Below are 25,542 nucleotides of genomic sequence, written 5' to 3' on the forward strand. Positions count from 1 at the left end.
GAGCAACCGATGTCAGGAGAGGTAGCCAAGCGGGTTGTTCTTCTGCCAGCGCCAGTGGTCCTCGCACATTTCGTCGACCGTCTTGGTGGTGGACCAGCTCAGGTCCGCCAAGGCCGACGACGCGTCCGCCCAGAAGGCGGGGAGGTCGCCGGTACGGCGTTCCGCGACCTCGTACGGGAGCGGGGCGCCCACGGCCTTCCCGAATGAGCGCAGCACCTCCAGCACCGAGGTGCCTTTTCCCGAGCCGAGGTTCCACCTGAAGACACCGGCCCGGCCCGCCACGTGGTTCAACGCGGCGACGTGTCCCTCGGCCAGGTCCACCACATGGATGTAGTCGCGCAGGCAGGTGCCGTCCGGGGTGTCGTAGTCCCCGCCGAACACCATCAGCTTCTCCCGCCGTCCCACCGCCACCTGGGCGATGAAGGGCACCAGGTTGTTGGGGATGCCCTGCGGGTCCTCGCCGATCCGGCCGGAAGGGTGCGCGCCAACCGGGTTGAAGTACCTGAGGAGGGCGATGTGCCAGCGGTCATCGGCCGCGCCGAGGTCCGAGAGGATGTCCTCGATCTGCTCCTTGGTCCGCCCGTAGGGGTTGTTGGCGCCGATCTCCATCTTTTCGATGTACGGAATCGGGTTGTGCTCCCCGTAGACCGTCGCGGAGGAGCTGAAGACGAGCGAGCGGACGTCGTGCCTGTCCATCACCCGGAGCAGGTTCAGCGTGCCCACGAGGTTGTTGTGGTAGTACATCAGGGGCTCGCGGACGGACTCCCCGACGGCCTTGAGGCCGGCGAAATGGACGACGGCGTTGATCGCGTGTTCGGCGAAGACCGCATCCACGGCGGCCTCATCGACCAGATCCACGCGGTGGAAGACCGCCGGCTTGCCGCTGAGCTCGGCGACGCGCCGCAACGATTCCTCGCTGGAGTTCACCAGGTTGTCGATGACCACAACCTCATGGCCGGCTTCCTGCAGCGCCAGGACAGTGTGCGAGCCGATGTAGCCGGTGCCGCCGGTAACCAAAATTCTCATGGGCTCTACGCTATCCCAATGCGGGGGCGGCTTTCCTCGGCACGTTTCCTCGGGTCAGCATGCCGGCGGCCGGTGTGCCCCGCGGCGGTGGGGGCACATCCGTGCTAAAAAAGATCAGTGCCTAAATTTGTCGACGCCGCACTCCGGCGCCAGGAAGTAGTCGAAGCGGTCTTCAGAATCATCGCAACGGACGGACTCGAACGGGCGTCCCTCCGGGAAGTCGCTGATGAAGCGGACCTGGCAGTCGGATCCGTCCGCCACTATTTCGCCAGCAGCGACGAACTCCTCGCACATTCGTTCGGCGTTGTCGTGGACCGGATTGTCGGCCGGCTCACCGCCGCCGACGCGCTGCTGGCTGACCTTGCGCGCGGGACGGCGGAGCACCACAGGGGTGTCTTAACCCTGTTGTGCGAGGTTCTTCCGCTCGACGAGGAACGGGCCGTCGACGCCTGCGTCTGGATGGCCTTCAAGAACGCGGCCCGGACGAAGCCCTTCCTTGCCCCGGAGGCCGACCGCAGCCACCGTGCCGTGGCGGCGATCGTGGGCCGGCTGGTGATGGAGCTTTCCGGGGCCGGCGCCACGGATCCGGCAGATCCGGTGAATCCTGGCGAGGCAAACACCGGCACGGAGAACGCCGAGCAGCAGAGGCTCGTGACCGAGGCCGAACGGTTGCTGGCAACCCTGGACGGGCTCACGATGCATGCCCTGCTGCAACCCGAGTGGATGACGGCCCAGATGTGCAAGGATGTGCTGGAAGCCCACCTGGCAGGCCTGGACAGCCGGACGGGCAGCCAGACTACCAGCCATTAACGTGCGTTGGCTTCAGGAATACACTGAAAGCGTACGTCTTGCCAAGGGAGGCAATTTGATGCACCACACAGGCGGGCCTGGCTGGCGGATCACCATGGACACTTCGGGTCCCATGCTCATTGCTCTTTACGTTCGTGACGCCGCCGGTCTGGACAGCGCTGGGCACCCGGCACTCAGCCACGCGGCACCGAAAATCCGCGCCTCGGACCACGCTAACCTCATCGCCGAGGTGGGCGGGACCAGTGCGCTTAAAACCGAGTGGGAGGCCTGGTGGGAGCAGCTGCTGAAGGCCCATCCGGAGATGTCCCCGGAGCTGGCCCCGCCGGGCTTCCGTGCCTTCAGCAATTCACCGGCCCTCAGGCGCGTGCTGCAGGCGCACTTCGGCGCGGCGCTCACGTGGGCCCGTGAACGCCGGGGAGAATATGCGGCGCTCGAAGCGGAGCGGGAAGCCAGCGGTACCGGGCAACTGCTGGCCGACATGGTGGACGACCGCCTGCTCGAGGTGGGCCGGGCGGCCCGGGACTTCAGCCTGACAATCATCGAGCTGCCTCTGACGGAGCCGCGGGCCTGGTACCTCGAGCCGGACAAGATCATCATGAGCCACGAGCTGCTGTCCCAGCCGGAGCTGTTCCGGAGCTACGTGCAGCCCGTCGTCGACCTGCTCGTCTGACCGCCGTCGGGCTTCCGGTAACCGGCGACGGCGCCTAGGCCGAAGTTACGTTGGCCTCTTGGCCGGGTTCTGTCGCGTTCCCGGCCGAGGGGCCACTTTTGTACCGTCATTTGTAGCCACTAAATTGAGCGTGTCGCTGACGGCTGGCGCCATGGTTCGCTGTAGGATTGTGGCATGGCACGCACAACGCAGGCGATGCACGTAGCCCGGACAAAGAGTCGGCGGGTGAACAAGGCCGGGGAAACGGTCGAGTACGAATCGGTGTTGCTCCGGCGGTCCTTCCGGCAGGAGGGCAAGGTCAAGCACGAGACCCTGGCGAACCTCTCGGCGCTGCCGGAACCGGCGATCGAAGCGGTCCGCGGCGCACTGGCCGGCAACCCGGCGGTATTCTCCGCCGAGGGTCTGGAGGCTGTGCGGTCCCTGCCCCACGGCCACGTTGCCGCCGTGGCCGCCCAGGCCAAAGCGCTCGGGATGCCCTCGCTGCTGGGGCGGGCGGGGCGGATGCGCGACATTGCCTTCGCCCTGGTGATCGCCCGGGTCTGCCGTCCCGGTTCGAAGCTGGCGACCACCCGCTGGTGGGCCGACACCACCCTGGCCGAGGACCTCGGCGTCGCCGGCGCCACCACGGACGAGGTCTACGCCGCGATGGACTGGCTCGCCGGCCGGCAGGAAGCCATCGAAGCCAGGCTCGCCGCCCGGCACTTGTCGGAAGAAGCGAATCCGGACCGGCTCGCACTGTTCGATCTGTCCTCGTCCTGGGTGACCGGACATAAGTGCCCGCTGGCGGCCCGCGGCTATTCCCGCGACGGGAAGAAGGGCCTCGAGCAGATCGAATACGGACTGCTCACCGACATCGACGGCCGGCCGGTCTCCGTACGCGTTGTCCCTGGCAACACCGCCGACCCCAAAGCCTTCGAGGACCTCGCCGCGGACTTCAAGACCCGATACCGGCTCGGCGAGATGGTCATGGTCGGGGACCGCGGCATGATCACCAACGCCAGGATCGAACAGCTGAAGGAACTCGGCGGCCTCGGCTGGGTCACCGCGCTGCGCGCCCCGGCAATCAAGGCCCTGGCCGCCGACGACGGACCGCTGCAGATGTCCCTGTTCGACGAGACGGACCTGGCCGAAATCACCTACCCCGACTACCCCGGCGAACGCCTCATCGCCTGCCGCAACCCCGCCCTGGCGCAAGAACGGGCCCGCAAGCGCGGCGAACTGCTCGCCGCCACCGACACGGAACTGGCGAAAATCACCGCCGCCGCCGAAGCCGGGCGCATCAACGACGCCGGGAAGATCGGGCTCCGCGCCGGCAAAGTCATCGGCAAATACAAGATGGAAAAGCACTACACCCTGACCATCAACGACACCTCATTCGCGTACGCCCGCGACGAGGAACAGATCGCCGCCGAAGCGGCCCTGGACGGGATCTACATCATCCGCACCACCGTCAACGCAACCCGGATGGACGCCGGCCACGTCGTGGCGACCTACAAGTCCCTGGCCAACGTCGAACGCGACTTCCGCTCGATCAAAGCGATCGATCTGCAGCTGCGCCCGGTCCACCACTACACCGAAACCCGGGTACGGGCGCACGTGTTCATCTGCATGCTCGCCGCCTACCTGACCTGGCACCTGCGCAAAGCCTGGGCACCACTGACCTTCACCGACGAACACCGGCCCGAACCGGTCAACCCCGTCGCACCCGCCACCCGCTCCACCGCCGCGCAGACCAAGGCGTCACGGCGCACCACAGCCGGCGGGCAACCTGCCTACAGCTTCCGCCCCCTGCTCGACCACCTCGGGACCCTGACCCGCAACCGGCTGCACATCAACGGCACCGGAAAGAACACCGGCTTCGACCTCGTCACCACGCCCACACCCATCCAGCGCCAGGCCTTCGAACTCATCGGCCAGCCCATCCCGACCACCATCGGAGGCAAGTAGCCAGACAAGCAACCACCGAAACCCGCGAAATCCCCGCCCGGCGGGGATTTCACGCGTCACGACAGACGTAACTTCGGCCTAGGTGGCGGGAGCGTCGGCCACCGTCACCCGGACCTGCCCTGCTGGTACCTGCGACGATTGCCAGCCGTCGCGCGTCTGCCGGTTCCAGCCGCGGCCGTCCACCTGGACAGCGGTGATGGAGAGCGCTTTCGCGTTTGCCACCGCCCACTGCGCCACGGCCCAGCCCTGGGCGCCCTCCGCCTCCACCAGCAGCGTGCTGCCGTCCGTCGATGCCGGAATGTTCCCGAAAGCCGCGGTCAGTCCTTCCTGTACCAGCGCCGGATCGCCGGCGTCGTCCGAGGCGCGCAACGAGCAATCCAGGCCCGCGGCGGTCTGGCCGCTCAGTGCGGAGGCGAAGACCCGCCCCATCACCTCGTGCTGGGCATAGGCACCCGGGTATGCCGAGTGCTGTACCCGCTGCGCGGCGTCTGTGATCTCCAATGACTGGTAGCCGGAGACTTTTACGAGGGCGTCGTAGAAGGCGTTGCTGGCGTGGTACGGGTCCATCACCTGCTCCGCAGTGCCCCAGCCCTGGGACGGCCGTTGCTGGAACAATCCGCGGGAGTCGGGGCCTGCCTGGTCGCCGTGGCCGATGTTCCGCAGTTTGGATTCCTGCATGGACGTGGCCAGCGCGATGCTGGCGGCCCGGGCAGGGAGCCCCCGCCGGACGGCGACGGCGGTGATGAGGGCGGCGTTGGCCGCCTGATCCGTGGCAAGATCAGCGCTCCCGCCGCCCGACGCGGTGCAGCGTTCCGTGATCAGGGTTTCCGACCGCTGCAGGAACGCCACCGCTGTGTAGATCCCGCCCGCGACCATCGCAAGGGTCAGCACAAGCACGATACGGCGGCGCCAGCTCCCTCTTCGTGCCACGAAACTACTCCCTCAGGCCCTTCCAGGCCGCTTCATCCTTAGTACGGGCCCGGCAGGGTGCCCATGGTCAAGCCTGCCGGCTCTCAGGCCAGCCTAATGTCAGGACAGACGGCTGCCCGCCACGCCACTTCAGTTGGCGTGCAGATCCGCGTTAAGCTCAACGGTCTGCCCCTTGCGGGGGAGGACCTCAACGGCGCCGGTGGTTGAGTTGCGGCGGAAGAGCAGGTTGGGGACCCCGGAGAGCTCCACGGCCTTGACGATGCGGCTGGTGTCCTCGCCGTCGGCGTCCCGGGGCCCGACGACGCGGACGCGCGTTCCGGCGGTGACGTAGAGGCCTGCCTCCACCACTGAATCGTCGCCCAGGCTGATGCCCACGCCGGAGTTGGCGCCGAGGAGGACGCGCTCGCCCAAGGCGATCTTTTCCTTGCCGCCTCCCGACAGGGTCCCCATGATCGACGCGCCACCGCCGACGTCGGTCCCGTCACCGGCAACGACGCCGGCCGAGATGCGGCCCTCGACCATGGAGGTGCCGAGCGTTCCCGCGTTGAAGTTCACGAAGCCCTCGTGCATGACCGTGGTTCCTTCGGCCAGGTGCGCGCCGAGGCGGACGCGGTCGGCGTCGGCGATGCGGACGCCGGAGGGGATGACGTAGTCCACCATCCGGGGGAACTTGTCCACGCCGAAGACCGTGACGGCGCCGCGCTTGCGCAGGCGTGCCCGGGTGAGCTCGAAGTCCTCCACGGCCGCGGGCCCGAAGTTCGTCCACACCACGTTGGGGAGCTTGCCGAAGATGCCGTCAAGGTTGATGCTGTTGGGCTGGACGAGCCGGTGGGAGAGCAGGTGCAGGCGAAGGTAGGCGTCCTCCGTGTCCGCGGGTGCCGCGTCGAGGTGGATCTGGACGAAGACGACCGTCTGCTCCGTGCCGCGGTCGGGGTCAGCGCCGTTGGCGGCAATGTCGATCAGTGACTGGTCCGCATTGTCCACGTCCCGGAGGTTCTCCGCCGCGATTCCGAGCGCCGGGGCAGGGAACCACACGTCCAGCACGGTGGCTTCACCGTTACGGGTGGACACGGTGGCCACTCCGTAGCCATAGGCGGAGCGGGCGTCGGCGGGCACAGCAGAAGAAGCGGTTTCAGTCATGCCCCAAGTCTAGCGAGGGCGACGGCGGGGGCCGAAACTCACGACGCCCAAGTAGGTCGCAGTTGATGTCGTTCCGGGCGCTCAGAACGACATCAACTGCCAGCCAGTCGGGAGGGCGGCATTGGGGGAGGCAACGGATAAAGTGGAACGGTGACTGCCGCGAACCCCCATTCCCACGCTCCCGCCCGCCTGGACCTCCGCCAGGACGTTGCCCTCCTGACGGCTGACCTGATCGACATCAACAGCGTGTCCGGCAACGAAACGGAGCTGGCCGACGCCGTTGAACATGCCCTCAGCTCCCTCCCGCAGCTGGAGCTGCTCCGCGACGGCGACTCGCTGATCGCCCGCACCAACCTTGGCCGCGCCGAACGGGTCGTCCTGGCCGGGCACCTGGACACCGTGCCGCTGCCCGCCGCCGGCGGCTCGCTCGGCACGGTCCCCTCCTACTGGCCCTCGGGTGCGCCGGGGGAGGGCATCCTCTACGGCCGGGGCGCCACCGACATGAAGGGCGGCGTGGCCGTGCAGCTCGCGCTTGCCGCCAGCCTGTTCGACGGCGGTGCGGAGCCGGACAAGGACGTCACCTTCGTCTTCTACGACCACGAGGAAGTCAAGGCCGTGAAGAGCGGCCTCGGCCGGCTAGTGCGCAACCACGGCGGCCTGCTGGGCGGGGATTTCGCGATCCTGCTCGAGCCCACCGACGGGACGGTGGAGGGCGGCTGCAACGGCACCATGCGCTTGGAGGCGACCACGCTCGGCGAAGCCGCCCACTCGGCCCGAGCGTGGATGGGCAGCAACGCCATCCACGCCGCGGCCCCGATCTTGGCCAGGCTGGCCGCCTACGAGCCGCAGACCATCAATGTGGACGGGCTGGACTACCGCGAGAGCCTCAACGCCGTGAAGATCAACGGCGGCACCGCTGGCAACGTCATCCCGGACCGCTGCGTCGTGGAAATCAACTACCGCTTCGCACCGGACAAGACCCCGGACCAGGCTGAGGCCCATGTGCGCGAGCTGCTGGCCGGGTTCGACGTCGTCCGCACCGACAGCGCCGCCGGGGCGCGCCCCGGACTGAACCACCCCGCCGCCGCGTCCTTTGTTGCCGCGGTGGGAGCCGAGCCGAAGCCGAAATACGGCTGGACCGACGTCGCTCGTTTCAGCGAGCTGGGCATCCCGGCCGTGAACTTCGGTCCCGGCGATGCGCTGCTGGCGCACAAGGACAACGAGCACGTCGAGGCGGACGCGATCCGCGAGTGCCTGCGGGCACTGCGCAGCTGGCTCAACGCCTAAGCCCGCAGCCCCGGCCGAACCAGCCCCGGCCAAAACAGCCCTGCCAAACCAGCCCGCCAGACCAAAACAGAAGGTCCGGACCCGCATGGGGCCCAGACCTTCTGTGGTGAATTGAGCTACTTGGCGGCAATCCCTTCGGCTGGCACATGGGCGACGCCGCCGGCGGCCTTCTTCGATCCGCGGCGCTCGATCCAGATGGCCAGGCGCGAGACGGCCACGTTGATCGCGATGTAGATCGCCGCTGCCACGAAGAACACCGGGAACAAGTACTGCGGGCCGAGGAAGTCGGCCATGATCTGCACTTTGCGCAGCAGTTCCTCGTAGGAAACGATGTAGCCGAGCGAGGTGTCCTTCAGCAGCACCACAAGCTGGGCCACGAGCGAGGGTAGCATGCGGCGGATGGCCTGGGGCAGTTCGATGCTAAGCCGGGACTGGAAGCTCGTCAGGCCGATGGCGAGTCCCGCCTCGCGCTGGCCCTTGGGCAGCGACTGGATGCCGGCGCGGATGATTTCGGCAAAGATCGCCGAGTTGTAGAGCACCAGCCCGGCCACCACGGCGACGAACGAACCCGTGGCGAACACGAGCAGCACGAAGAACATCATCAGGACCACGGGCATGCCGCGCAGGAACTCGAGCACGATCCGGGTGGGGATCCTGATCCAGGCCACGTCCGAGATGCGCATGAGGCAGACCAGGAGCCCCAGCGGGAAGGCGATGACGGCTGCCACCGCCGCCGCGCTCAACGTGGCGAGGATGCCGCTGCCAAGCAGGCTCCAGACATCGGGAATCTGGAAGACTGCCCAGCGTTTGGCCTCGAAGATGCCTTGCTGCGCCAGGGTGGAGACGGCCCACGCCAGGAGGCCGCCGATGACGATGATGCCGACGATCGAGCCGATCAGCGAAACACGGCGGGCCTTGGGCCCGGGGACGTCGTAAAGGACCGAGCTCATCGGGCGATCGCCACCTTTCGTTCAACCAGGTTGGCCAGGTAGCCAAGCGGGACGGTTATCAGCAGGTAGAAGAAGGCGACGCCGACCAAAACCCACAGGACGGCATCGCCGTGTGCGTTGGCGAGCTGCCGGCCGTAGCCGAACAGTTCCAGCACGAAGAACGCACCGGCCACCGAGGAGTTCTTCACCAGTGCGATGAGGATGTTGATCATGGGCGGGATCACCGTGCGCAGCGCCTGCGGGAGGATGATCAGGGACAGCACCTGGCTGAACTTCATGCCGATGCTGCGGGCGGCCTCGGCCTGGCCCACCGGGACGCTGTTGACGCCCGAGCGCACCGCTTCGGCGATGAAAGCCGAAGTGTAGGCGCTCAGGGCGATGATGGCGGCGACCTCGAACTGCTGGAACGTCACCCCGAGGCGGGGCAGGACCACGGCGGCGAAGAAGAATGCGATGGTCAGCGGGGTGTTCCGGACAATCTCCACGTACGCCATGCTGAACCCGCGCAGGGCGGCGATGGGCGATACGCGGGCTGCCGCGAGCAGGGTGCCGAAGATCAGTGCGAAGATCCCCGAGACCACGGCAAGGAAGAGGGTTCTGAGAAAGCCGTCCCAGTACTGGGGGAGGCTTTCAATGATGACGTCCATAGTTTCCTTCGGCTGCCTTGAGGGGATTCGGGCGGAAGACGGGAATGGCGGTTACCGGACGCGACGAGCGCGGGCCCCGGCAACCGCCACAACTGACTAGTAGCGGTCGATGGCGGGAAGATCCGGAGCGGTCTTGATGACGGCGCCGGCGGTGGCTTCCCAGGCCTTCTTGTAGGAACCGTCCTTGCCGAAGGCTTCCAGCTGGTCGTTAATCCAGCCCCGGAAGACCTTGTCGTCCTTCTTCAGGCCGATGCCGTAGGGCTCCTTCGTGAAGGTCTGGTCCGACGCCAGCTTGAAGGCCTCGGGTTCCTTGTTCACGAAGCCGGCCAGGATGACGTTGTCGGTGGTGACGGCTTCAACCTGCTTGTTGCGAAGCGGCTCAAGGCACGCGGAGTACGTGGCGGCCGGAACGAGGATTGCGCCGTACTTCTCCACGATGGTGGCGGCGGGGGTGGAACCGGTTACGGAGCAGACATTTTTGCCCTTGACGTCCTCCGGCTTGGTGATGGACGTGTTGTCCTTGTTCACCATGAGCGCCTGGCCTGCCTCGTAGTACGGGCCGGCGAAGTCGACTTCGGTCTTGCGCTTGTCATTGATGGTGTAGGTGGCGATGATGATGTCCACCTTGCCCTGCTTGATGAACTGCTCGCGGTTGGCGGAGACAGTCTCAACCCACTCGATCTTGTCGGCGGCGATGCCCAGCTTGCCGGCGATCAGCTTGCCGATTTCGACGTCGAAGCCGACGGGCTTGCCGTCGAGGCCCTTCTGGCCGAACAGCGGCTGGTCGAACTTGGTGCCGATGGTGATCTTTCCTGCGGATGAAAGCTTGGCCATGGCTGTGTCGGCAGCGAAGCTCGGCTTCTCGGCGACAGGAGGGTTGCTGCCGGTGGTGCCGCCGCCGCAGGCGCTCAGGCTCAGTGCCAGAGCCGCGGATGCAGCAACCAGAAGGGATTTCCTTCGGGTCAAAAATGCCTTCATGACATTCCTTTCATTGGACGGCCGCCTCGCAGCGGCCGGGTGCGAACTCGGAGGGGACTCAGTGAGTCAGCAGCTTGGACAGGAACTCTTTCGCCCGGCTGCTCTTGGGGTTGGTGAAGAATTCCTCGGGTGTCGCGTCCTCGACGATCTGGCCATCGGCCATGAACACGACGCGATGAGCGGCCTTGCGGGCGAAGCCCATCTCGTGGGTGACCACGATCATGGTCATGCCTTCCTTCGCCAGCTGGATCATGACGTCGAGGACTTCGTTGATCATTTCCGGGTCCAGGGCGGAAGTGGGTTCGTCGAAGAGCATCACCTTGGGCTTCATGGCCAGGGCGCGCGCAATGGCGACACGCTGCTGCTGGCCGCCGGAGAGCTGCGCCGGAAGTTTGGGGGCCTGGTGCCCGACGCCGACACGCTCTAGCAGTGCCATCGCGTCCTTGTCGGCCTCGGCCTTGGCGACGCCCTTGACCTTGATTGGCCCGAGCGTGACGTTCTCCAGGATCGTCTTGTGCGCAAACAGGTTGAACGACTGGAAGACCATACCGACGTCGGCCCGCAGTTTGGCCAGTTCCTTGCCTTCTTCGGGCAGCTCATTGCCGTCGATTTCGATGACACCGTCGTCGATGGTCTCGAGACGGTTGATGGCACGGCACAGCGTTGACTTGCCGGAACCCGACGGTCCGATGACAACAACGACCTCGCCCTTGCGGACATTCAGATTGATGTCCTTCAGGACGTGCAACTGGCCGTAATGCTTGTTGACGGCATTCAGGGAGACGAGCGCATCGCCGGGCACTTGAGTAGTCATAGTAAGAATCTAGCGAACATTAATGGCATATGACCGCAATCACTCAGATTCATGCAGATCGTGATTCAAGAGATATCTGCACGTCAGGATGCCCTGCCGCGCCCTCGGTGAATCCCCTGCGTCGTCACGGATTCGACGCGCCGAACTGGCGGTGACGGTGTTCCGCGCTAGCCTATGGGCATGAGTACCGATCCACAGCGCAGCCCAGAGCAGAACCCCGCCGGCAAGCCCGCACGGGAAACCCGCGACACGCCGACCAACGGGATACGTCACAAGGGCCCGCTGGAGCTGCGGCGCAAGCAGGCCAAGGTCACGATGTCCGACCAGACCCTGCTCGACACGCAGGGCCCCGGCCAGTTCGTCCATTCCGACCCGTGGCGGGTCTTGAGGATCCAGAGCGAGTTCGTGGAAGGCTTCGGCGCGCTCGCCGACCTCGGCCCGGCGGTCAGCGTCTTCGGCTCGGCCCGCACCGTGCCCGGCAGCGCCTACTACGAGCTTGGCGTTGAAGTGGGCCGCAAGCTGGCCGAAGCCGGCCTCGCCGTCATCACCGGCGGCGGCCCGGGGTCGATGGAGGCCGCCAACAAGGGCGCCGTCCAGGGCAACGGCGTGTCCGTGGGCCTCGGCATCGAACTGCCCTTCGAACAGGGCATGAACCAGTGGGTGGACCTGGGCATCAACTTCCGCTACTTCTTCGCCCGCAAGACCATGTTCGTGAAGTACGCCCAGGGCTTCATCGTGCTGCCCGGCGGCCTCGGAACCCTGGACGAGCTCTTCGAGGCGATGGTCCTCGTCCAGACCCGGAAGGTGACCTCCTTCCCGATCGTGCTGCTGGGAACCGTTTTCTGGAGCCCCCTGCTCGACTGGATCCGGGGCACGCTGGTCTCCGAGGGCATGATGTCGGTGGAGGACCTCGACCTCGTGCAGCTCGTGGACGATCCCGCGCACGCCGTGGAGCTGGTAGTGGAGGGGGCCGCCCGCCACCGCAACCCTAGCGGCACCACCGGGAACGGCAACAGCACGCGGGCCTGAACAGCCCGGCTGAGCACTCCGGCGTCCGACTTCTGGCACGATGGACTCGTGAGTCTCTTCCTGGTCTTCCTTGCGATTGTGCTGATCGGCGTCGCCGTCCTCCTGGGCACCGGTCTGGCGTCGAAAATCTTCCGCCGCGGCGGGGACGGCGGAGGAAGCCCGCCGTTCGAGGACGGCTTCGACGAGCCGGTCGCCTCGCTGCCGCCGGTCCTGCTGCCCGCCGGCGCGGAACCGTCCGACGTCGACCACGTCCGCTTCGCTGTCGGCCTGCGCGGCTACCGCATGGACCAGGTGGACCAGGTGCTGGATGAGCTGCGGGACCAGATCGCCGCCAAGAACCGCGAGATCGAGAGCCTCGGGGAGGAACTGGAACGCCTCCGTCCGCCGTCGGAGCAGCGCCCTTGAGCAACGTGGACGACCCGGACACCGTCCCTGGCGAGCTCGAGGCCCGGGCACCGCGCGGGCTCAACGCGGCGGCCTGGAACCGCGTCGCGGCCGCCGGTGCGCGCCTGGCACAGTGGCCGTGGTGGGCCCAGGTGGTCGGGCTCTACCTCATTGCCCGGCTCGTCAGTGCCTGCATCTTCATGGCCGCAGCTCTGCACCAGGGCGTGAACCCCTGGTTTCCCGCCAAGCCTGACTACTGGAACTTCATCAACATCTGGGACGCCCGCTGGTACGGCGAAGCCCTGCAGCACGGCTACCCGGCGATTCTCCCGACCGACGCGGCCGGCAATGTCCAGGAAAACGCGTGGGCCTTCTACCCGCTGTTTCCCGTGCTGGGCAGGGTTGTTTCGGGTCTGACCGGGACGGGCCCGGCCTGGTCGCTGACGGCCATCGCAATGGCCTGCGGACTGGGCGCCGCCCTCGTGGTCTACAGGATCTTCCGGCGCAAGGTCACGCACCGCACGGCCCTGTGGGGGACGGTGTTCTTTGCCACCTTCCCCGTGGCGCCGGTGCTGCAGGTGCCGTATGCGGAGTCCCTGAATCTCCTGCTGCTGGGCGCCGCGCTGCTGCTTGTGATGCAGCGCCGGTACCTGTGGGCCATGCCCGTAGTGCTGACGATGTGCCTGTCGCGGCCCACGGGGGTTCCGTTCGCCGCGATGACGGGCCTCCTGTTCCTCTACCGCCTGTGGCAGCGCTACCCGGCGGAGCGCCCCCGCGGCGCCCGCCAGACCCACAGCGACGCCGGTCCAGGCGGCGCCGGTGCAGGTCTGGCGGGCGCCGCCGCGCCGGGCGCCCCCGCGCACAGCAACCTGCAGCTCTGGTCCCTGGCCGGGCTGACGGCGGTCAGCGGGATCGGTGCCCTGCTGTGGCCGGCCATCGCAGGGGCCGTCACCGGCGATATCGAGGCCTACACCAAGACTGAAACCGTCTGGCGCGGTCATGACCTGGTGCCCTTCAAACCGTGGTTCGACACCGGAATCCTGCTCTTCGGCCCGACGCTGGGAGTCCTGGCGCCGCTTGTGTTCGTGGCGGCTTTCACCCTGTTGATGATGTCCCGCCCCGTGGCGGCGCTGGGCACCGAGCTGAGGCTGTGGTGCAGCTGCTACATGGGCTACCTGCTGGTGTTCCTGCATCCGCAGACCAGCACTTTTAGGATGCTGCTGCCGCTGTTCCCGCTGGCCCTCAGTGCCGCCCTGGTCTCCCGGTCCCGCGCGTACCGCGGCACCCTGGTCATCATGTTCGTGTTGTTGCAGATGGTCTGGATCGTCTGGTTGTGGGCGTGGGCGCCGTTGCCGGGCGGAGGGGACTATCCGCCGTGACGCCCAGCACCTTTTCGGGGTGCCGGCCCGGCTTTGAGAGGCGCGCTGGAAAGTCCAACGATTAGCTACGGGCGCCTTGTTACGCGATAATAGACGGTAAGCAAGGACAAGAAGCAAACTGAGTTTTAGGCCACGGCGGCGTCCACGACTGCCGCCGGGCGGCTTGATTGACCAAGCGGACGCAGCCCGGCCGGGCTGGTATGTCACGGGACTAATGGAGGGGATATTCCTTATGGCGGCTATGAAACCACGCACCGGCGACGGCCCTATGGAAGTGACGAAAGAGGGACGAAGCCTGATCATGCGTGTTCCGCTCGAAGGCGGGGGGCGGCTCGTGGTCGAACTCAATGCCGCCGAAGCGACAAACCTGAAGGAATGCCTCGTCGGCGTCACCGAAGTAGCTTCGCACTAATCAGCTTCGCAAAAAGGGCAGGGCCCGCAGCCTTCAGGCTGCGGGCCCTGCCCTTTGTTTGTCCGCTGGTGTTTGTCTGCTTGGTTGTCCGTTTGCCGCGGCGTCCGTTTTGCGGGCGTGGCCGGCTGCCGTCGCCTACTTCTTGACGGCGATGAGCAGCCCGTCGCCCGTGGGCAGCATGGCTGAAGCGAGGCGGTCGTCGTCGCGGATGGACTTGCCCACCTGGCGGAGCACGGCGGTGGTGGCCTCGCGGGCCGCCGGATTGGCGACGCGGTCCTTGTCCAGGGCGTCGTTGACGATCAGCAGGCCGCCGCATTTGAGCAGCCGGACGGCCTGTTCCACGTAGCTGGGGTAGTTGGGCTTGTCCGCGTCAACAAACACGAGGTCGTAGGCGCCGTCGGTCAGGCGGGGGAGGACATCGCCGGCCCGGCCGGAAATTGTTCGGGTGCGGTTGGCCGGGCTGCCGGCCTCCTGGAACGCTTCCCGTGCCGCCTTCAGGTGCTCGACGTCGACGTCGATCGTTGTCAGGACGGCCTGCGGAGCCAGCCCTCGCAGGATGCACACACCGGACACTCCGGCGCCGGTTCCGATCTCGACTGCGGTCTGTGCTTTTGACGCGGCGGCCAGGACGGTGAGCACCGCGCCCACGCCGGGGCCGATCGGGGTCACGCCAAGCTCGAAGGACCGTTCGCGCGCGTGCAACAGGACCTCATCCTCGGCAGGCAGATCTTCTGCGTAGGACCAGCTCGTGGACTTATCGGCGCTCATGGGTTTCGCTTTCTGGGCGGCAGGGGAGTGTTCCCTACAGCGTACTGTGTCCGGCGGGGCCGGGCCGGGAGGCAGCGGTGCCGTGGCCGTGCTGGCGGGGGCGCCGGGGCTTCGACCCGTGTGCGGGACTGGCGGCCGGCGTTCCGCCGTGGGCGGAAGAGGGCCCCGCGTCAGGAAATTCCCAGCTTGTTTTGAAATGATGGGAGTCCGCTCATCCGCGTGGTGATCGGCGTCGAATCAAGGGTGCAGGGACCTGCGTTTGGCAGGCACCATCCAGGCGTAAGTACCATCCAAGAGGGGAGCGGACAATGTCGGTTCTGGCAGCTGTCCCGGCATCTGAAGAGTCCCAGCCCGCGGCGGAAGCCGAATGGGTTCGGCCGACGTGGGAAGAAGTGGTGACCAACCACTCCGCAAAGGTGTACCGCCTCGCTTACCGGTTGACGGGCAACAAGTACGACGCCGAGGACCTTACCCAGGAGGTCTTCGTCCGGGTGTTTCGCTCGCTGGAGAACTTCAAGCCCGGCACCCTGGACGGCTGGCTGCACCGGATCACCACCAACCTGTTCCTCGACCAGGCCCGGCGCAGGAGCCGTATCCGCTTCGATGCCCTCGCCGACGACGCTGAGTCGCGGCTTCCCGGCCGCGAACCCGGCCCGGAGCAAAGCTTCGAATTCAACAACCTGGATCTCGATGTGCAGGCCGCGCTCGAGGAGCTGCCCCCGGACTTCCGGGCCGCCGTCGTGCTCTGTGACCTCGAAGGGCTGTCCTACGACGAGGTGGCCGTCGCGCTGGGCATCAAACTCGGCACCGTCAGGTCGCGTATCCACCGCGGCCGGACGATGCTGCGGGAGAAGCTCGCGCACCGTGATCCGCGCCCGGCGCAGTCCTCCAAGCAATCCCTCAAGCCGCGGCTCAAGATGCCGCGCATCGCCGGCCTGCTCTAAACCTGGGGATGGGTCTGCTGAAAAGGGGTCTGCTGAAAAGTCTGTTCGGAGGGCCAGGGTGCAGGTTCTCCGGCCGGGCACGCCGGAATGGCATGCACCGTGGCATCACCGCCGACCGGAAGCGCGCCGGCGGTATTCGTGAGCACGTGGATTCGTGCGCCGAGTGCCGCGCCCAGCAGGGGCGCGAACGCCAGTACCTGGAGCGCCTGCGCGGCGCGCCCGTCCCCGAGGCAAGTGATGATCTGACCGCGCGCCTGCTCGCACGGACCGAGCAGCTCGCCACCGAGCGGCCAACCACGGAACGGCCCGTGCCGGACCGCGGACGTCGCCCGGAGGTCCGCTATGTTGCCCTGCTGGCCGGAGGGACGGCAGCCGCCATGGCCCTCATGGCCGGCACTGCCTACCTGATGGGCGGCGATGCGACGCCCGTAGCAGACGGCGCGGAGGCGTCCGCCTTCTCATGGCAGGACGCGCCCGGTTCGCTGGTCTCCGGGGGGTCCCGGAACGCCGGAATCCCGGGGCAGGCGGAGTCCGGTACGGGCATCGACTGGAGCCTCAGCGGCGGGCCGGCGTTGACTCCCGCCGGGGTCCTCACCGCCGGGCAGCTCGCCACCCTCCGCTCCCAGGGATGGACATGTCCCGAACTCCGGGAGCTGGGCTTCCACTTGATCTGGGCCCGCGGCGGCGTGATATCCGGGGCAGACATCCTCGAGTTGCGCCTCACCGACGGCCGGCACTTCGCCACGGTTCTCGAACAGCACGGCGCGCTGCTCCCGCAGGACCGTCCGGCCTCAGGGCAGCAGCCGGCCGCCCCAGCGCCTCCGGTCAATGTGCTGACCGGCCACCTGGCCACGGCTGACGGGTTCACCGCGACGGAACCGGACGGCGCCGCACGCGCCCCGGAATCAGGAAGCAGCACTCTCTGGGTCAACACGGCCACGCCCTACCGGGCTATCTACCAGACTTCCGCGGCCACCTTCACCTACGTTTCCGATCTACCCGCCGAACAGGCCGACGACGGCGTGGCCGCCCTGGTCCGGGCCGGCGCCGCCACCCCCATGGACGCGACTGTCGGCGCGCCGGGGCCGGGCGGAATCCCTGAGCGCATGGAGCGCGGACTGGGCCGGATCCTGGAGCTCCTGGCCCCATGACGCGACGATTGGCCGGGGGCCGCCGACACCGGGGGTTCGCGGAGTCGTCGCTGGCCCGGCCGAGAGGGTAATCTTCCTAAAGTGCTTGGAATCAACGGACCGGAGTTCTTACTTCTGCTGATCATCGGACTTCTGGTGATCGGCCCCAGCCGGTTGCCCGAATACACCCAGAAACTTGCCAATATCGTCAAGGAAATCCGCCGGATGGCGTCCGGTGCGCGGGAACAGATCAAGGAAGAAGTCGGCATCGATATCGATGAGGTCGACTGGAAGAAGTACGACCCCCGGCAGTACGATCCCCGCAGGATCATCAAGGAAGCGCTGCTGGAAGATGACAGCAAGCCCGTGAGCGCCGGAGCCCCGGCCGCCGTGTCCACGGTCGCCTCCGCTGCCGCCGCTGCGGAGCACCGGCCGGCCCGTGTGATCGAGCGCCTGCCGGACGGCGAGCCGGCACCCTTCGACTCCGAGGCCACGTAGAGCTAAGGGCCGGGCCAGGGACGGGATTTCGACAGGCTTAATCAGCGGGTCCCAATCCCGGGTCTCAATCCCCGGGTCTGTTCAGCGGGGCTGCAGCCCGAGCGACAGGCCCTTCAGCCCGCGAGGGACAGACGCGAGCTTCCCCGCGATCCCGGCCAGGGCCACCGCCGCCGGCGTCTCCGGGCGGCCCAGCACGAGCGGCACCCCGGCATCGCCGCCCTCCCGCAGCAGGATATCCAACGGAATCTGGCCCAGCAGCGGCACCTCGGCACCCACCGTGGTGGAGAGGCGTTCGGCGAGCACGGCGCCGCCGCCGCTGCCGAACAGCTCCATCCGCCCGCCGTCGGGCATCTCTAGGTAGGACATGTTCTCCACGACGCCGGCCACGGTCTGGCCGGTCTGGGTGGCGATGGCTCCGGCCCGCTCGGCCACATCCGCGGCGGCCGCCTGCGGGGTGGTCACCACGAGGATCTGCGCCTTCGGCAGGAGCTGGGCCACCGAGATGGCGATGTCCCCAGTGCCCGGCGGCAGGTCCAGGAAGAGGGCATCGAGGTCGCCGAAGTAGACGTCCGTGAGGAACTGCTCAAGGGCCCGGTGCAGCATCGGGCCCCGCCACGCGACGGGCTGGTTGCCGGTGACGAACATGCCGATGGAGATGACCTTGACCCCATAGGCCACCGGCGGCAGGATCATGTCATCCACCCGCGTGGGGGCCTGGGTGATGCCCATCAGCGCCGGGACGGAGAAGCCGTACACGTCCGCGTCCACGATACCGACGCGCAGCCCCTGGGCCGCCAGCGCGCAGGCAAGGTTCACGGTCACGGACGATTTGCCCACACCGCCCTTGCCGCTCGCGACGGCGTACACCTTGGTCAGCGAGCCGGGCTGGTTGAACGGGATTCCGCGCTGGCCGCCGGCGCCGCGCAGCTGCTCCTTGAGGGCGTCGCGCTGCTGCTGCGTCATGACCTTCAGCTCGACGTCGACTGCGGTGACGCCCGGCACCGCGGACAGCGCGGCCTGCGAATCGGCGGTGATGGTGCCGCGCAGCGGGCAGCCCGCAATGGTCAGGAGCACGGCGATCCGGACCCGGCCGCCGTCGGAAACCTCCACGGACTCCACCATGCCGAGCTCCGTGATGGGGCGGCGCAATTCAGGGTCGATCACGGTGGCAATGGCCGCGTGCACTGCCTGTTCCAGGGGGGTGCCGTCCAGCGTGGTGCTCATGCGGTGAATGCTCAGCTTTCGGGGAAGGTACGGTGTGCGGGCAGGCCGGTATTCTCGGCCTTGGCCTCAGGCAGGCTCTCGGCCTTGGCCTCCGGCCGGACCTTGGGGATCTGCTGGGTCCGGGGGCCGCGCTGTTTGTCGCGCCGTTCCTTCAGCTTCTCCTTGACCTTGTCCTTCGGGGATTCGTGGGCGCCGGCCGACGGGTCATGGTTGCGCAGTTCCTCCTGGGCTTCCAGCATGTCCTCCAGCAGGCTGCGCAGCTCGGCGCGGACATAGTCGCGGGTGGCGACCTCGCGCAGGGCGATGCGCAGGGACGCCAGCTCCCTAGTGAGGTACTCGGTGTCCGCCAGGTTGCGGGCGGCCTGCTGGCGGTCCTGCTGGAGGGACACCCGGTCCCGGTCATCCTGGCGGTTCTGGGCCAGCAGCAGCAAGGGGGCGGCGTAGGATGCCTGCAGGGAAAGCATGAGCGTTAGCAGCGTGTAACCCAGAGCCCGGGAGTCAAATTGCAGGGCTTCTGGTGCATAGGTGTTCCAGACCAGCCAGAACACGCAAAAAACCGTCATGTAGACCAGGAACGTCGGCGTGCCCATGAACCGGGCGAAGCCTTCCGTGGCGTGGCCGAAGGCATCGGGGTTGGGGGAAAACTTGGGCAGGATCCGCTGGCGTCCACTCAACGGCGTGTCGAGGCTGCCTTTGTCGGCGGGCTTGCTGCCCGGCCGGACGCTGGAGGTTCTTGGTGTGCTGTTATCAGCCAATGCGGCCTCCAAGCTTCCTTATCGGGACGTCGTCCTCGTGGACACGCCAGTCATCCGGCAACAGGTGGTCCAGCACGTCATCAACAGTCACCGCCCCCACAAGCCGTCCGGCGTCGTTGACCACAGGAAGGCAGTTCAGATTGTAGGTGGCCAGCGTACGTGCCACCTCGCTGATGTGCGCCTGGTCCGAGACAGGCTCAAGGCTCTTGTCCACGAGGTTGCCCAGCGGTTCCGGCGGGGGGTAGCGCAGGAGCTGCTGGATGTGGACGACGCCGAGGAAGCGGCCCGTGGGCGTCTCCAGCGGGGGCCGGGCGATGAAGATCGAGGACGCCAGTGCGGGCGAGAGCTCTTCGCGGCGGACGTGCGCGAGGGCTTCGGCAACGGTTGCTTCCGGGGGCAGGATGACCGGGACCGGCGTCATCAGGCCGCCGGCCGTGTCCTCGTCGTATTCGAGCAGGCGGCGGACGTCGTCGGCGCCGTCGGGTTCCATCAGCTGCAGCAGCTGTTCGGCCTGGGCGCTGGGGAGTTCGGCGAGGAGGTCTGCGGCGTCGTCGGGATCCATTTCCTCCAGCACATCGGCGGCGCGGTTGACGTCGAGGGCGGACAGGATCTCCACTTGGTCGCCTTCCGGCATCTCCTGCAGGACGTCGGCGAGCCGCTCATCCTGGAGCTCGCTGGCAACCTCGAAACGGCGCTTGTCGCTCATCTCCTGGAGGGCTTCGGCGAAGTCGGCCGGTTTGAGGTCCTCGTGGGTCGCGACGAACTGGGTGGCGGCCTGCGGCTCGGTCTTGGCGCCCTGCCGGGCATCGGCCCAGTCAATGATCAGGGTCTCGTTGCGGCGCAGCCTGCTCAGGGGAGAAAGGGAGTGGCCGCGGCGGACAAAGAGCTTGCTGACGAACCAGTCGCCGGAGCGGTGCCTGTCCATCGCGATGTCCTCGATCGTGGCGTCACCGCTGCCGTCCGCGAGCGTCACGCGGCGGTCGAACATTTCGGCAACCACCAGGGTTTCCGCGCCGCGCTGTTCAAAGCGGCGCAGATTCACCAGGCCCGTGCAGATGATCTGGGTCTGGTCGATGGACGTAATCCGGGTCATCGGCACGAACACACGCTTCTTGCCGGGAACCTCGACGACGATGCCCACCACGTGCGGGGCGCCACGGGCCCCCCGTGAAAGCACGACGGCGTCGCGCAACCGGCCCAGACGGTCGCCCAATGGGTCGAAGACATCCAGTCCGAGGAGGCGCGCGACAAACACCCGCGAAAGATTCGTGCTCACGTATACAGGCTACCGAGTCTGCTCTCTTTTAGCTGAATTTACAGGCGCTCACCAGCCGGATAGGTGAGAATGGGCGTATGTCAAACATTTTTGGTGCTCCGAGGGCCGGTGCCCCCAACGGCCCGGACGAGGCCCGCACTGTCCCCAAGGGCGACGTTGTCGGTTCCTACTACTCCTACCTGGATGCCCAGAAGGCGGTGGACTATCTGGCGGACCAACAATTCCCGGTCCAGATGGTCTCGATTGTGGGCAACGATCTCAAGATGGTGGAGCGGGTGACCGGCAGGCTCACCTATCCGCGGGTGGCCCTCTCCGGCGCGTTGAGCGGCATGTGGTTCGGCCTGTTCGTCGGCGTCATGCTGTCATTCTTTTCACCCACGGGCGGATACTTCTCGATCGTGACGTCCGTGCTGATGGGTGCAGCGTTCTTCATGCTGTTTGGCATTGTCACCTACGCGATGCAGCGTGGAAAGCGCGACTTCACCTCGACGAGCCAGGTGGTGGCGACCAACTACGACGTCGTGGTGTCCTTCGAGGCCGCCAACGAGGCACGGCGCCTGCTCCACCAGCTTCCGATGACGCAGCATGACGCGTCCGGGGCCGGCGCTGCCGGCTACCCGCAGCACGACTACTTGAACCCGACGCCCCAGCAGCCCGGCCAGCAAGGCCAAGCCCCGCAACGCCCGGCGGGCTGGAACGATCCCTACGGCCAGAGGACCCCGGAGACCGACAGCCAGCCGGGCGGACAGCAGCCAGCCGAACCGCAGCCGCCCGAACCGTCTGCTCCGGCCGGAGCGCCTGCCGGTGCTGCCTCAGAGGCCGGGCAGGAGGCCGGGCAGGAACCCGCCAAGCCGGCAGCGGTCCGGTACCCGGACTTGCCGGACGGGCGCCCGCAGTACGGGGTCCGGATTTCTGACACCGCCGGGCCGGAGCCTCGCGAAGGCCAGGACGGCCCCCAGCACTAGTGGTGTGTCTCAGTTTTGTTTGACGGCTTCGAGTGCGACGCGGCCGCGGGCGACCTTTGCAAGGATGCTGTCGGCGGTCGCGGTCCAGACCAGGGGCTTGGGCTCGTTGTTGTGGGAGGCGAGGTAGTCCTCGATCGCTGCGATCAGATCCGGTACGGAGTGGAAGGCGCCGCGCCGCAGGGCCTTGTCGGTCAGCTCGCGGAACCACCGCTCGACCAGGTTCAACCAGGACGAGGAGGTCGGGGTGAAATGCAGGTGAAACCGGGGATGTTTGTCCAGCCAGGCTCTGACGTTGGCGTGTTTGTGGGTGGCGTAGTTGTCCAGGATCAGGTGCACGTCCAGTTCTGCCGGCACGTTCTTCTCAACCGTTTTGAGGAACGCCAGGAACTCGCCGTGCCGGTGTTTGGGCAGGCAGGATCCGATCACCTTGCCGGTGGCAACGTCCAGGGCGGCGAACAGGGTCGTGGTGCCGTTGCGCTTGTAGTCGTGGGTCATCGTTTCCCCGCGGCCCTTCTTCATCGGCAGCGAGGGCTGGGTCCGGTCCAGCGCCTGGATGGAGGACTTCTCGTCCATGCACAACACGATCGCCTGCTCGGGCGGATTCAGATACAGGCCCACCACATCGATGAGTTTCTCCTCAAACCTCGGGTCCGTGGAGAGCTTGAACGCCTCAACCCGGTGCGGCTTCAGCCCCCGGGCCGCCCAGATCCGCTGCACCTGCGCCGGGGAAACCCCGGACCTGGCGGCCATGGTCCGCACCGACCAGTGCGTCTGCCCGTCCGGCTTCGAGTTCCGCGTCAGCTCGACGATCTCGTCGATCTTGGACTGCGGGATCACCGGCTTCCGGCCCCGTCCGGCACGGACCCTGCCCAGCTTCGCCAGCCCCTCCTCCTCGAACCGGGCCCGCCACGCGCGCACCGTCCCCGGGGTCACACCGGCAACCTTCGCGATCCACTCGTTCGCCAGCCCGTCCGCGGACATCAGCAGCACCTGGGCCCGCTGCACCTCGCGATGGGAGGCCGTCTGCGACTTCGACAACACCTCCAACGCGGCACGCTGACCATCTGAGACCGAAAGGGCGGGAGCAGGATTCGTCACGCCATCAGATTAACAGACCACCCATTATCTATTTTGGAGACACACCACTAGGAGGCAACAGGCGGGCAGCGAGACGCTGCAGCAAAACGCTGTAGGAGGACGCTGTAGGAGGACGCTGCAGCAAAACGCTGCAGCGCTCGAGCTACCCCGCCAGCGCGTGATTCTCGGTGGTTATGGGCAGTGAAATCGCAACGATATTTGGCACGCGGGAGCGTCCAGTTGCCGATCGGTGTTTCAGGACGAAGGTGAGTTCGTCAGTGCCGATGCGATCAGGGTGACCGGACGCACTACACCGCGAATGGAACGGGATGCACCTCGTCCGCAGGGTGACCTGTGCGTTCATGAATGCGCCTAACGGCGTCGGCGGAAGGGGCTTCGGACAGGCAATAGACGACGCCCGCCTCTGGGTCAGCCCAGGCGCTCTTGAAAACGACGTTTTCCTCGCCCTGAATGGCAAGATCGGCATCGTGCGCCGCTTTCAGATCCTCCTTGGTTAGCCCCTTCATGTTGTGGTGAACGTCCATAAATTCAGGCATGACAATGCTCCTCAATCGTGGTCGATATTGGCTACAGGGGTGCAAGGCAGACGCTAGACGCGTGCGTGTCAGTTCGTCAAGAGGTTCGCCCTTGGCGGATTCGCGAACCATTGCTCTGCGTCTATGCCATTTTCAGCCTCCGCCGATCTAGCGATCCACCCCCGTCCGGAACTTCGGGACGGGGGCCTTCTGCAAGTCAGGTTTTCTTCCTGCCGGGTTTTCTGCCCGTCGGATGCCGGGGAATCCGACGCGTGAAACTACGGCGTCTGGCCGTCGGCTTCCTGGTAGATGCCCGCCATCCAGGACTCGACATCGTCCGCCTTGCGGGGCAGCGCGGCGCTGAGGTTGACCGGGCCCTCGGCCGTCATAAGGATGTCGTCCTCGATCCGGACGCCGATGCCGCGGTATTCCTCGGGGATGCCGAGGTCCTCGTCCTTGAAGTACAGGCCGGGTTCGATCGTGAACACCATGCCGGGGGTGAGGATGCCGTCCAGGTACAGTTCCCGCTTCGCCTGGGCGCAGTCGTGGACGTCCAGGCCGAGGTGGTGGCTCGTGCCGTGGGGCATCCAGCGGCGGTGCTGCTGGCCCTCGGTGCTGATGGCTTCCGCGACGGACACCGGCAGGAGTCCCCAGTCGGCGAGCCGTTCCGCCAGAACGGTAGTGGCGGCGGTGTGGATGTCGCGGAACTTGGTGCCGGGCTGCGCGGCAGCAAAGCCGGCGTCGGCGGCGTCGAGGACTGCCTCGTAGACCTTGCGCTGGACGTCGGAGAACGTGCCGTTGGCCGGCAGGGTGCGGGTGATGTCCGCGGTGTAGAGCGAGTCGGCCTCGACGCCGGCGTCGAGGAGCAGCAGCTCCCCGGCGTTGACCTTGCCCGTGTTCCGGGTCCAGTGCAGCACGGTGGCGTTGTTGCCGGCGGCGGCGATGGTGTCGTAGCCGAGTTCGTTGCCTTCCTCCCGGGCCCGGGCGAAGAACGCGCCTTCGACGACGCGCTCGCCGCGGTGGTGGGTCAGTGCCCGCGGGAGGGCCTTGACGACGTCGGTGAAGCCCTCCACGGTCGCGGCGACGGCCGTTTTCATCTGCTCGATTTCCCACTCGTCCTTGAGCAGGCGCAGTTCGGAGAGAGCCTCGGTGAGCAACTCGTCGAGGGCGTCGAGGACACCGAGGTCCAGGTTTTCGGGATCCTTGGCGGTGTTGTAGCGGGCGGTGTCCACGAGGGCGTCAATGTTCTCGTCGACCTTGCGCACCAGCCGGATGGAGATGCCGCCGATTTCGGGCGCACCGACGTTCTTGGTGATCGCCAGTTCGAGTTCGCTGATGTCCGCGGTCTCCACGCCGAGCCGGGCGTGGAATTCGGCGAGGGTCGGGCGGGCGCCGATCCAGAACTCGCCGGAGCGCGAGTCGGCGTAGAACTGCTCGGTGTCCCGGCCGGCCAGCGGGCGGAAGTACAGCGTCGCGTGGTGGTTCCCGCCGTCGTCGCCCGTGCCTTCCGCCACGGGTTCCAGGATGAGGACGGCATCGGGTTCATGGTCCAGGCCCAGACCGGTGAGGTGCGCGAAGGCCGAATGCGGGCGGAAGCGGTAGTCGCAGTCGTTCGAGCGGACCTTCAGCGGGCCGGCGGGGATGACCAGGCGTTCGCCTTTGAACTGGCCGGAAATGGCCCGGCGCCGGGCGGCGGCGTGGCCGGCGACGGCGTCCCGTTCCGGGAGCTGCTGCTGGGACGGCGCCCAATTGCTGGCCATGAAAGCCTTGAAGGCGTCGGAGCTGGGCCGCTGCGAGCGGTTGTTGACGCGCTCTTCGAGGGGCTGGGAAGCGGAGACTGGGGTGTTATCTGCATCGTTCACCGTCCCATAGTCTCACCAGCTGTGCGGCTGAGGCCAACGGGTACGGCTGCCGCGGAAGGCGCGCCGCGGGCGGACCATCCGCCAGACCCGCGCCGCCGGATCGC

The 25,542-nt window shown here is 67.0% G+C and carries 26 protein-coding genes; 12 read left to right on the forward strand and 14 right to left on the reverse strand.

What is annotated here, in order from left to right; all coding sequences use genetic code 11:
* Window positions 1-12: 12 nt before the first annotated feature.
* The gene (gene galE, locus ACQCSY_RS15160) at window positions 13-1,026 is read right to left on the reverse strand and encodes a UDP-glucose 4-epimerase GalE (RefSeq protein WP_427130024.1); all 1,014 of its coding nucleotides are present in this window, start codon (window positions 1,024-1,026) and stop codon (window positions 13-15) included.
* A gap of 117 nt (window positions 1,027-1,143) precedes the next feature.
* On the opposite strand from galE, the gene ACQCSY_RS15165 reads away from it, so the two are divergent.
* The 3 genes from ACQCSY_RS15165 to ACQCSY_RS15175 all read left to right on the forward strand — a co-directional run bounded on the left by ACQCSY_RS15165 (window position 1,144) and on the right by ACQCSY_RS15175 (window position 4,453).
* The gene (locus tag ACQCSY_RS15165; protein WP_427130025.1) at window positions 1,144-1,836 is read left to right on the forward strand and encodes a TetR/AcrR family transcriptional regulator; all 693 of its coding nucleotides are present in this window, start codon (window positions 1,144-1,146) and stop codon (window positions 1,834-1,836) included.
* A 58-nt stretch (window positions 1,837-1,894) separates the two neighbouring features.
* Window positions 1,895-2,506: a hypothetical protein gene (locus tag ACQCSY_RS15170; protein ID WP_427130026.1), complete on the forward strand. Its 612-nt coding sequence runs from the start codon at window positions 1,895-1,897 to the stop codon at window positions 2,504-2,506.
* A 174-nt stretch (window positions 2,507-2,680) separates the two neighbouring features.
* Entirely contained in the window at window positions 2,681-4,453 is a 1,773-nt protein-coding gene (locus tag ACQCSY_RS15175; protein ID WP_427130028.1) for an IS1634 family transposase, read from the forward strand.
* 78 nt (window positions 4,454-4,531) lie between these two features.
* On the opposite strand, the gene ACQCSY_RS15180 is transcribed toward ACQCSY_RS15175, so the two are convergent.
* Both ACQCSY_RS15180 and dapD read right to left on the reverse strand, forming a co-directional pair.
* Window positions 4,532-5,383 carry a hypothetical protein gene (locus ACQCSY_RS15180; protein ID WP_427130029.1) on the reverse strand — a complete coding sequence of 284 codons (852 nt, stop codon included), beginning with the start codon at window positions 5,381-5,383 and terminating at the stop codon, window positions 4,532-4,534.
* Window positions 5,384-5,512: 129 nt separating this feature from the next.
* Window positions 5,513-6,523, reverse strand: coding sequence for a 2,3,4,5-tetrahydropyridine-2,6-dicarboxylate N-succinyltransferase (gene dapD, locus ACQCSY_RS15185; protein WP_427130031.1), 1,011 nt, complete (start codon window positions 6,521-6,523; stop codon window positions 5,513-5,515).
* A 150-nt stretch (window positions 6,524-6,673) separates the two neighbouring features.
* On the opposite strand from dapD, the gene dapE reads away from it, so the two are divergent.
* A complete protein-coding gene (gene dapE / locus ACQCSY_RS15190) occupies window positions 6,674-7,810 on the forward strand; it encodes a succinyl-diaminopimelate desuccinylase (protein WP_427130033.1) in 1,137 nt (378 codons plus the stop codon).
* 116 nt (window positions 7,811-7,926) lie between these two features.
* Here the strand turns inward: dapE and ACQCSY_RS15195 are convergent, their stop codons facing one another.
* From ACQCSY_RS15195 to ACQCSY_RS15210, 4 genes are all read right to left on the reverse strand, one after another.
* Window positions 7,927-8,760 (reverse strand): amino acid ABC transporter permease, encoded by an 834-nt coding sequence (locus ACQCSY_RS15195; RefSeq protein WP_427130035.1) that lies wholly within the window; start codon window positions 8,758-8,760, stop codon window positions 7,927-7,929.
* On the reverse strand, window positions 8,757-9,407 hold the full coding sequence (locus tag ACQCSY_RS15200; RefSeq protein ID WP_427130037.1) for an amino acid ABC transporter permease: 651 nt from the start codon (window positions 9,405-9,407) through the stop codon (window positions 8,757-8,759). Before ACQCSY_RS15200 ends, ACQCSY_RS15195 begins: the two co-directional genes overlap by 4 nt.
* 96 nt (window positions 9,408-9,503) lie before the next feature.
* Window positions 9,504-10,385 (reverse strand): glutamate ABC transporter substrate-binding protein, encoded by an 882-nt coding sequence (locus tag ACQCSY_RS15205; RefSeq protein WP_427130038.1) that lies wholly within the window; start codon window positions 10,383-10,385, stop codon window positions 9,504-9,506.
* A 58-nt stretch (window positions 10,386-10,443) separates the two neighbouring features.
* Complete coding sequence (locus tag ACQCSY_RS15210) at window positions 10,444-11,199, reverse strand: amino acid ABC transporter ATP-binding protein (protein ID WP_427130040.1); 756 nt, start codon at window positions 11,197-11,199, stop codon at window positions 10,444-10,446.
* 174 nt (window positions 11,200-11,373) lie between these two features.
* Between ACQCSY_RS15210 and ACQCSY_RS15215 the strand changes: the two genes are divergently transcribed.
* The 4 genes from ACQCSY_RS15215 to ACQCSY_RS15230 all read left to right on the forward strand — a co-directional run bounded on the left by ACQCSY_RS15215 (window position 11,374) and on the right by ACQCSY_RS15230 (window position 14,403).
* The gene (locus ACQCSY_RS15215) at window positions 11,374-12,228 is read left to right on the forward strand and encodes a TIGR00730 family Rossman fold protein (protein ID WP_427130042.1); all 855 of its coding nucleotides are present in this window, start codon (window positions 11,374-11,376) and stop codon (window positions 12,226-12,228) included.
* A 48-nt stretch (window positions 12,229-12,276) separates the two neighbouring features.
* Window positions 12,277-12,633, forward strand: a complete 357-nt coding sequence (locus ACQCSY_RS15220; protein ID WP_427130044.1) for a DivIVA domain-containing protein — start codon at window positions 12,277-12,279, stop codon at window positions 12,631-12,633.
* Complete coding sequence (locus ACQCSY_RS15225) at window positions 12,630-13,991, forward strand: hypothetical protein (protein WP_427130045.1); 1,362 nt, start codon at window positions 12,630-12,632, stop codon at window positions 13,989-13,991. The genes ACQCSY_RS15220 and ACQCSY_RS15225 overlap by 4 nt, the downstream gene beginning before the upstream one ends.
* A 232-nt stretch (window positions 13,992-14,223) precedes the next feature.
* Complete coding sequence (locus ACQCSY_RS15230; protein WP_136322001.1) at window positions 14,224-14,403, forward strand: DUF3117 domain-containing protein; 180 nt, start codon at window positions 14,224-14,226, stop codon at window positions 14,401-14,403.
* 135 nt (window positions 14,404-14,538) lie between these two features.
* Here the strand turns inward: ACQCSY_RS15230 and ACQCSY_RS15235 are convergent, their stop codons facing one another.
* Entirely contained in the window at window positions 14,539-15,171 is a 633-nt protein-coding gene (locus ACQCSY_RS15235; RefSeq protein WP_427130047.1) for an O-methyltransferase, read from the reverse strand.
* Window positions 15,172-15,479: 308 nt separating this feature from the next.
* On the opposite strand from ACQCSY_RS15235, the gene sigE reads away from it, so the two are divergent.
* From sigE to ACQCSY_RS15250, 3 genes are all read left to right on the forward strand, one after another.
* Window positions 15,480-16,115, forward strand: a complete 636-nt coding sequence (gene sigE, locus ACQCSY_RS15240; protein WP_427130049.1) for an RNA polymerase sigma factor SigE — start codon at window positions 15,480-15,482, stop codon at window positions 16,113-16,115.
* 92 nt (window positions 16,116-16,207) lie between these two features.
* Window positions 16,208-17,266: a hypothetical protein gene (locus ACQCSY_RS15245; protein ID WP_427130051.1), complete on the forward strand. Its 1,059-nt coding sequence runs from the start codon at window positions 16,208-16,210 to the stop codon at window positions 17,264-17,266.
* Window positions 17,267-17,347: 81 nt separating this feature from the next.
* On the forward strand, window positions 17,348-17,743 hold the full coding sequence (locus ACQCSY_RS15250; protein WP_427130053.1) for a twin-arginine translocase TatA/TatE family subunit: 396 nt from the start codon (window positions 17,348-17,350) through the stop codon (window positions 17,741-17,743).
* Window positions 17,744-17,824: 81 nt separating this feature from the next.
* Here ACQCSY_RS15250 and ACQCSY_RS15255 read toward each other — a convergent pair whose 3' ends face one another.
* From ACQCSY_RS15255 to ACQCSY_RS15265, 3 genes are read right to left on the reverse strand one after another with little or no spacing between them, the layout of a single operon-like run.
* Entirely contained in the window at window positions 17,825-18,967 is a 1,143-nt protein-coding gene (locus tag ACQCSY_RS15255) for an Mrp/NBP35 family ATP-binding protein (protein ID WP_427130055.1), read from the reverse strand.
* Between the two features lie 11 nt (window positions 18,968-18,978).
* The gene (locus tag ACQCSY_RS15260; protein ID WP_427130057.1) at window positions 18,979-19,734 is read right to left on the reverse strand and encodes a DUF1003 domain-containing protein; all 756 of its coding nucleotides are present in this window, start codon (window positions 19,732-19,734) and stop codon (window positions 18,979-18,981) included.
* Complete coding sequence (locus ACQCSY_RS15265) at window positions 19,715-20,998, reverse strand: magnesium transporter MgtE N-terminal domain-containing protein (protein WP_427130059.1); 1,284 nt, start codon at window positions 20,996-20,998, stop codon at window positions 19,715-19,717. The genes ACQCSY_RS15260 and ACQCSY_RS15265 overlap by 20 nt, the downstream gene beginning before the upstream one ends.
* A gap of 77 nt (window positions 20,999-21,075) precedes the next feature.
* Between ACQCSY_RS15265 and ACQCSY_RS15270 the strand changes: the two genes are divergently transcribed.
* Entirely contained in the window at window positions 21,076-21,963 is an 888-nt protein-coding gene (locus ACQCSY_RS15270) for a general stress protein (RefSeq protein ID WP_427130061.1), read from the forward strand.
* 9 nt (window positions 21,964-21,972) lie between these two features.
* Here the strand turns inward: ACQCSY_RS15270 and ACQCSY_RS15275 are convergent, their stop codons facing one another.
* The 3 genes from ACQCSY_RS15275 to ACQCSY_RS15285 all read right to left on the reverse strand — a co-directional run bounded on the left by ACQCSY_RS15275 (window position 21,973) and on the right by ACQCSY_RS15285 (window position 25,438).
* On the reverse strand, window positions 21,973-23,061 hold the full coding sequence (locus ACQCSY_RS15275) for an IS630 family transposase (protein WP_427128829.1): 1,089 nt from the start codon (window positions 23,059-23,061) through the stop codon (window positions 21,973-21,975).
* 287 nt (window positions 23,062-23,348) lie between these two features.
* Complete coding sequence (locus tag ACQCSY_RS15280) at window positions 23,349-23,597, reverse strand: SCO4226 family nickel-binding protein (RefSeq protein WP_427130063.1); 249 nt, start codon at window positions 23,595-23,597, stop codon at window positions 23,349-23,351.
* 257 nt (window positions 23,598-23,854) lie between these two features.
* Entirely contained in the window at window positions 23,855-25,438 is a 1,584-nt protein-coding gene (locus ACQCSY_RS15285) for an aminopeptidase P family protein (RefSeq protein WP_427130065.1), read from the reverse strand.
* Window positions 25,439-25,542: the final 104 nt, after the last annotated feature.

The organism is Pseudarthrobacter sp. S9 (genome assembly GCF_050156545.1).
In the GTDB taxonomy this organism is placed as follows: Bacteria; Actinomycetota; Actinomycetes; order Actinomycetales; family Micrococcaceae; genus Arthrobacter.

What these genes read in the sequence shown, in the direction of transcription:
- galE (WP_427130024.1), bottom strand. Translation starts at nt 1,026, where the DNA reads ATGAGAATTTTGGTTACCGGCGGCACCGGCTACATCGGCTCGCACACT.
- ACQCSY_RS15170 (WP_427130026.1), top strand. Translation starts at nt 1,895, where the DNA reads ATGCACCACACAGGCGGGCCTGGCTGGCGGATCACCATGGACACTTCG.
- ACQCSY_RS15175 (WP_427130028.1), top strand. Translation starts at nt 2,681, where the DNA reads ATGGCACGCACAACGCAGGCGATGCACGTAGCCCGGACAAAGAGTCGG.
- dapD (WP_427130031.1), bottom strand. Translation starts at nt 6,523, where the DNA reads ATGACTGAAACCGCTTCTTCTGCTGTGCCCGCCGACGCCCGCTCCGCC.
- ACQCSY_RS15195 (WP_427130035.1), bottom strand. Translation starts at nt 8,760, where the DNA reads ATGAGCTCGGTCCTTTACGACGTCCCCGGGCCCAAGGCCCGCCGTGTT.
- ACQCSY_RS15200 (WP_427130037.1), bottom strand. Translation starts at nt 9,407, where the DNA reads ATGGACGTCATCATTGAAAGCCTCCCCCAGTACTGGGACGGCTTTCTC.
- ACQCSY_RS15205 (WP_427130038.1), bottom strand. Translation starts at nt 10,385, where the DNA reads ATGAAGGCATTTTTGACCCGAAGGAAATCCCTTCTGGTTGCTGCATCC.
- ACQCSY_RS15210 (WP_427130040.1), bottom strand. Translation starts at nt 11,199, where the DNA reads ATGACTACTCAAGTGCCCGGCGATGCGCTCGTCTCCCTGAATGCCGTC.
- ACQCSY_RS15215 (WP_427130042.1), top strand. Translation starts at nt 11,374, where the DNA reads ATGGGCATGAGTACCGATCCACAGCGCAGCCCAGAGCAGAACCCCGCC.
- ACQCSY_RS15230 (WP_136322001.1), top strand. Translation starts at nt 14,224, where the DNA reads ATGGCGGCTATGAAACCACGCACCGGCGACGGCCCTATGGAAGTGACG.
- ACQCSY_RS15235 (WP_427130047.1), bottom strand. Translation starts at nt 15,171, where the DNA reads ATGAGCGCCGATAAGTCCACGAGCTGGTCCTACGCAGAAGATCTGCCT.
- sigE (WP_427130049.1), top strand. Translation starts at nt 15,480, where the DNA reads ATGTCGGTTCTGGCAGCTGTCCCGGCATCTGAAGAGTCCCAGCCCGCG.
- ACQCSY_RS15245 (WP_427130051.1), top strand. Translation starts at nt 16,208, where the DNA reads ATGCACCGTGGCATCACCGCCGACCGGAAGCGCGCCGGCGGTATTCGT.
- ACQCSY_RS15255 (WP_427130055.1), bottom strand. Translation starts at nt 18,967, where the DNA reads ATGAGCACCACGCTGGACGGCACCCCCCTGGAACAGGCAGTGCACGCG.
- ACQCSY_RS15270 (WP_427130061.1), top strand. Translation starts at nt 21,076, where the DNA reads ATGTCAAACATTTTTGGTGCTCCGAGGGCCGGTGCCCCCAACGGCCCG.
- ACQCSY_RS15280 (WP_427130063.1), bottom strand. Translation starts at nt 23,597, where the DNA reads ATGCCTGAATTTATGGACGTTCACCACAACATGAAGGGGCTAACCAAG.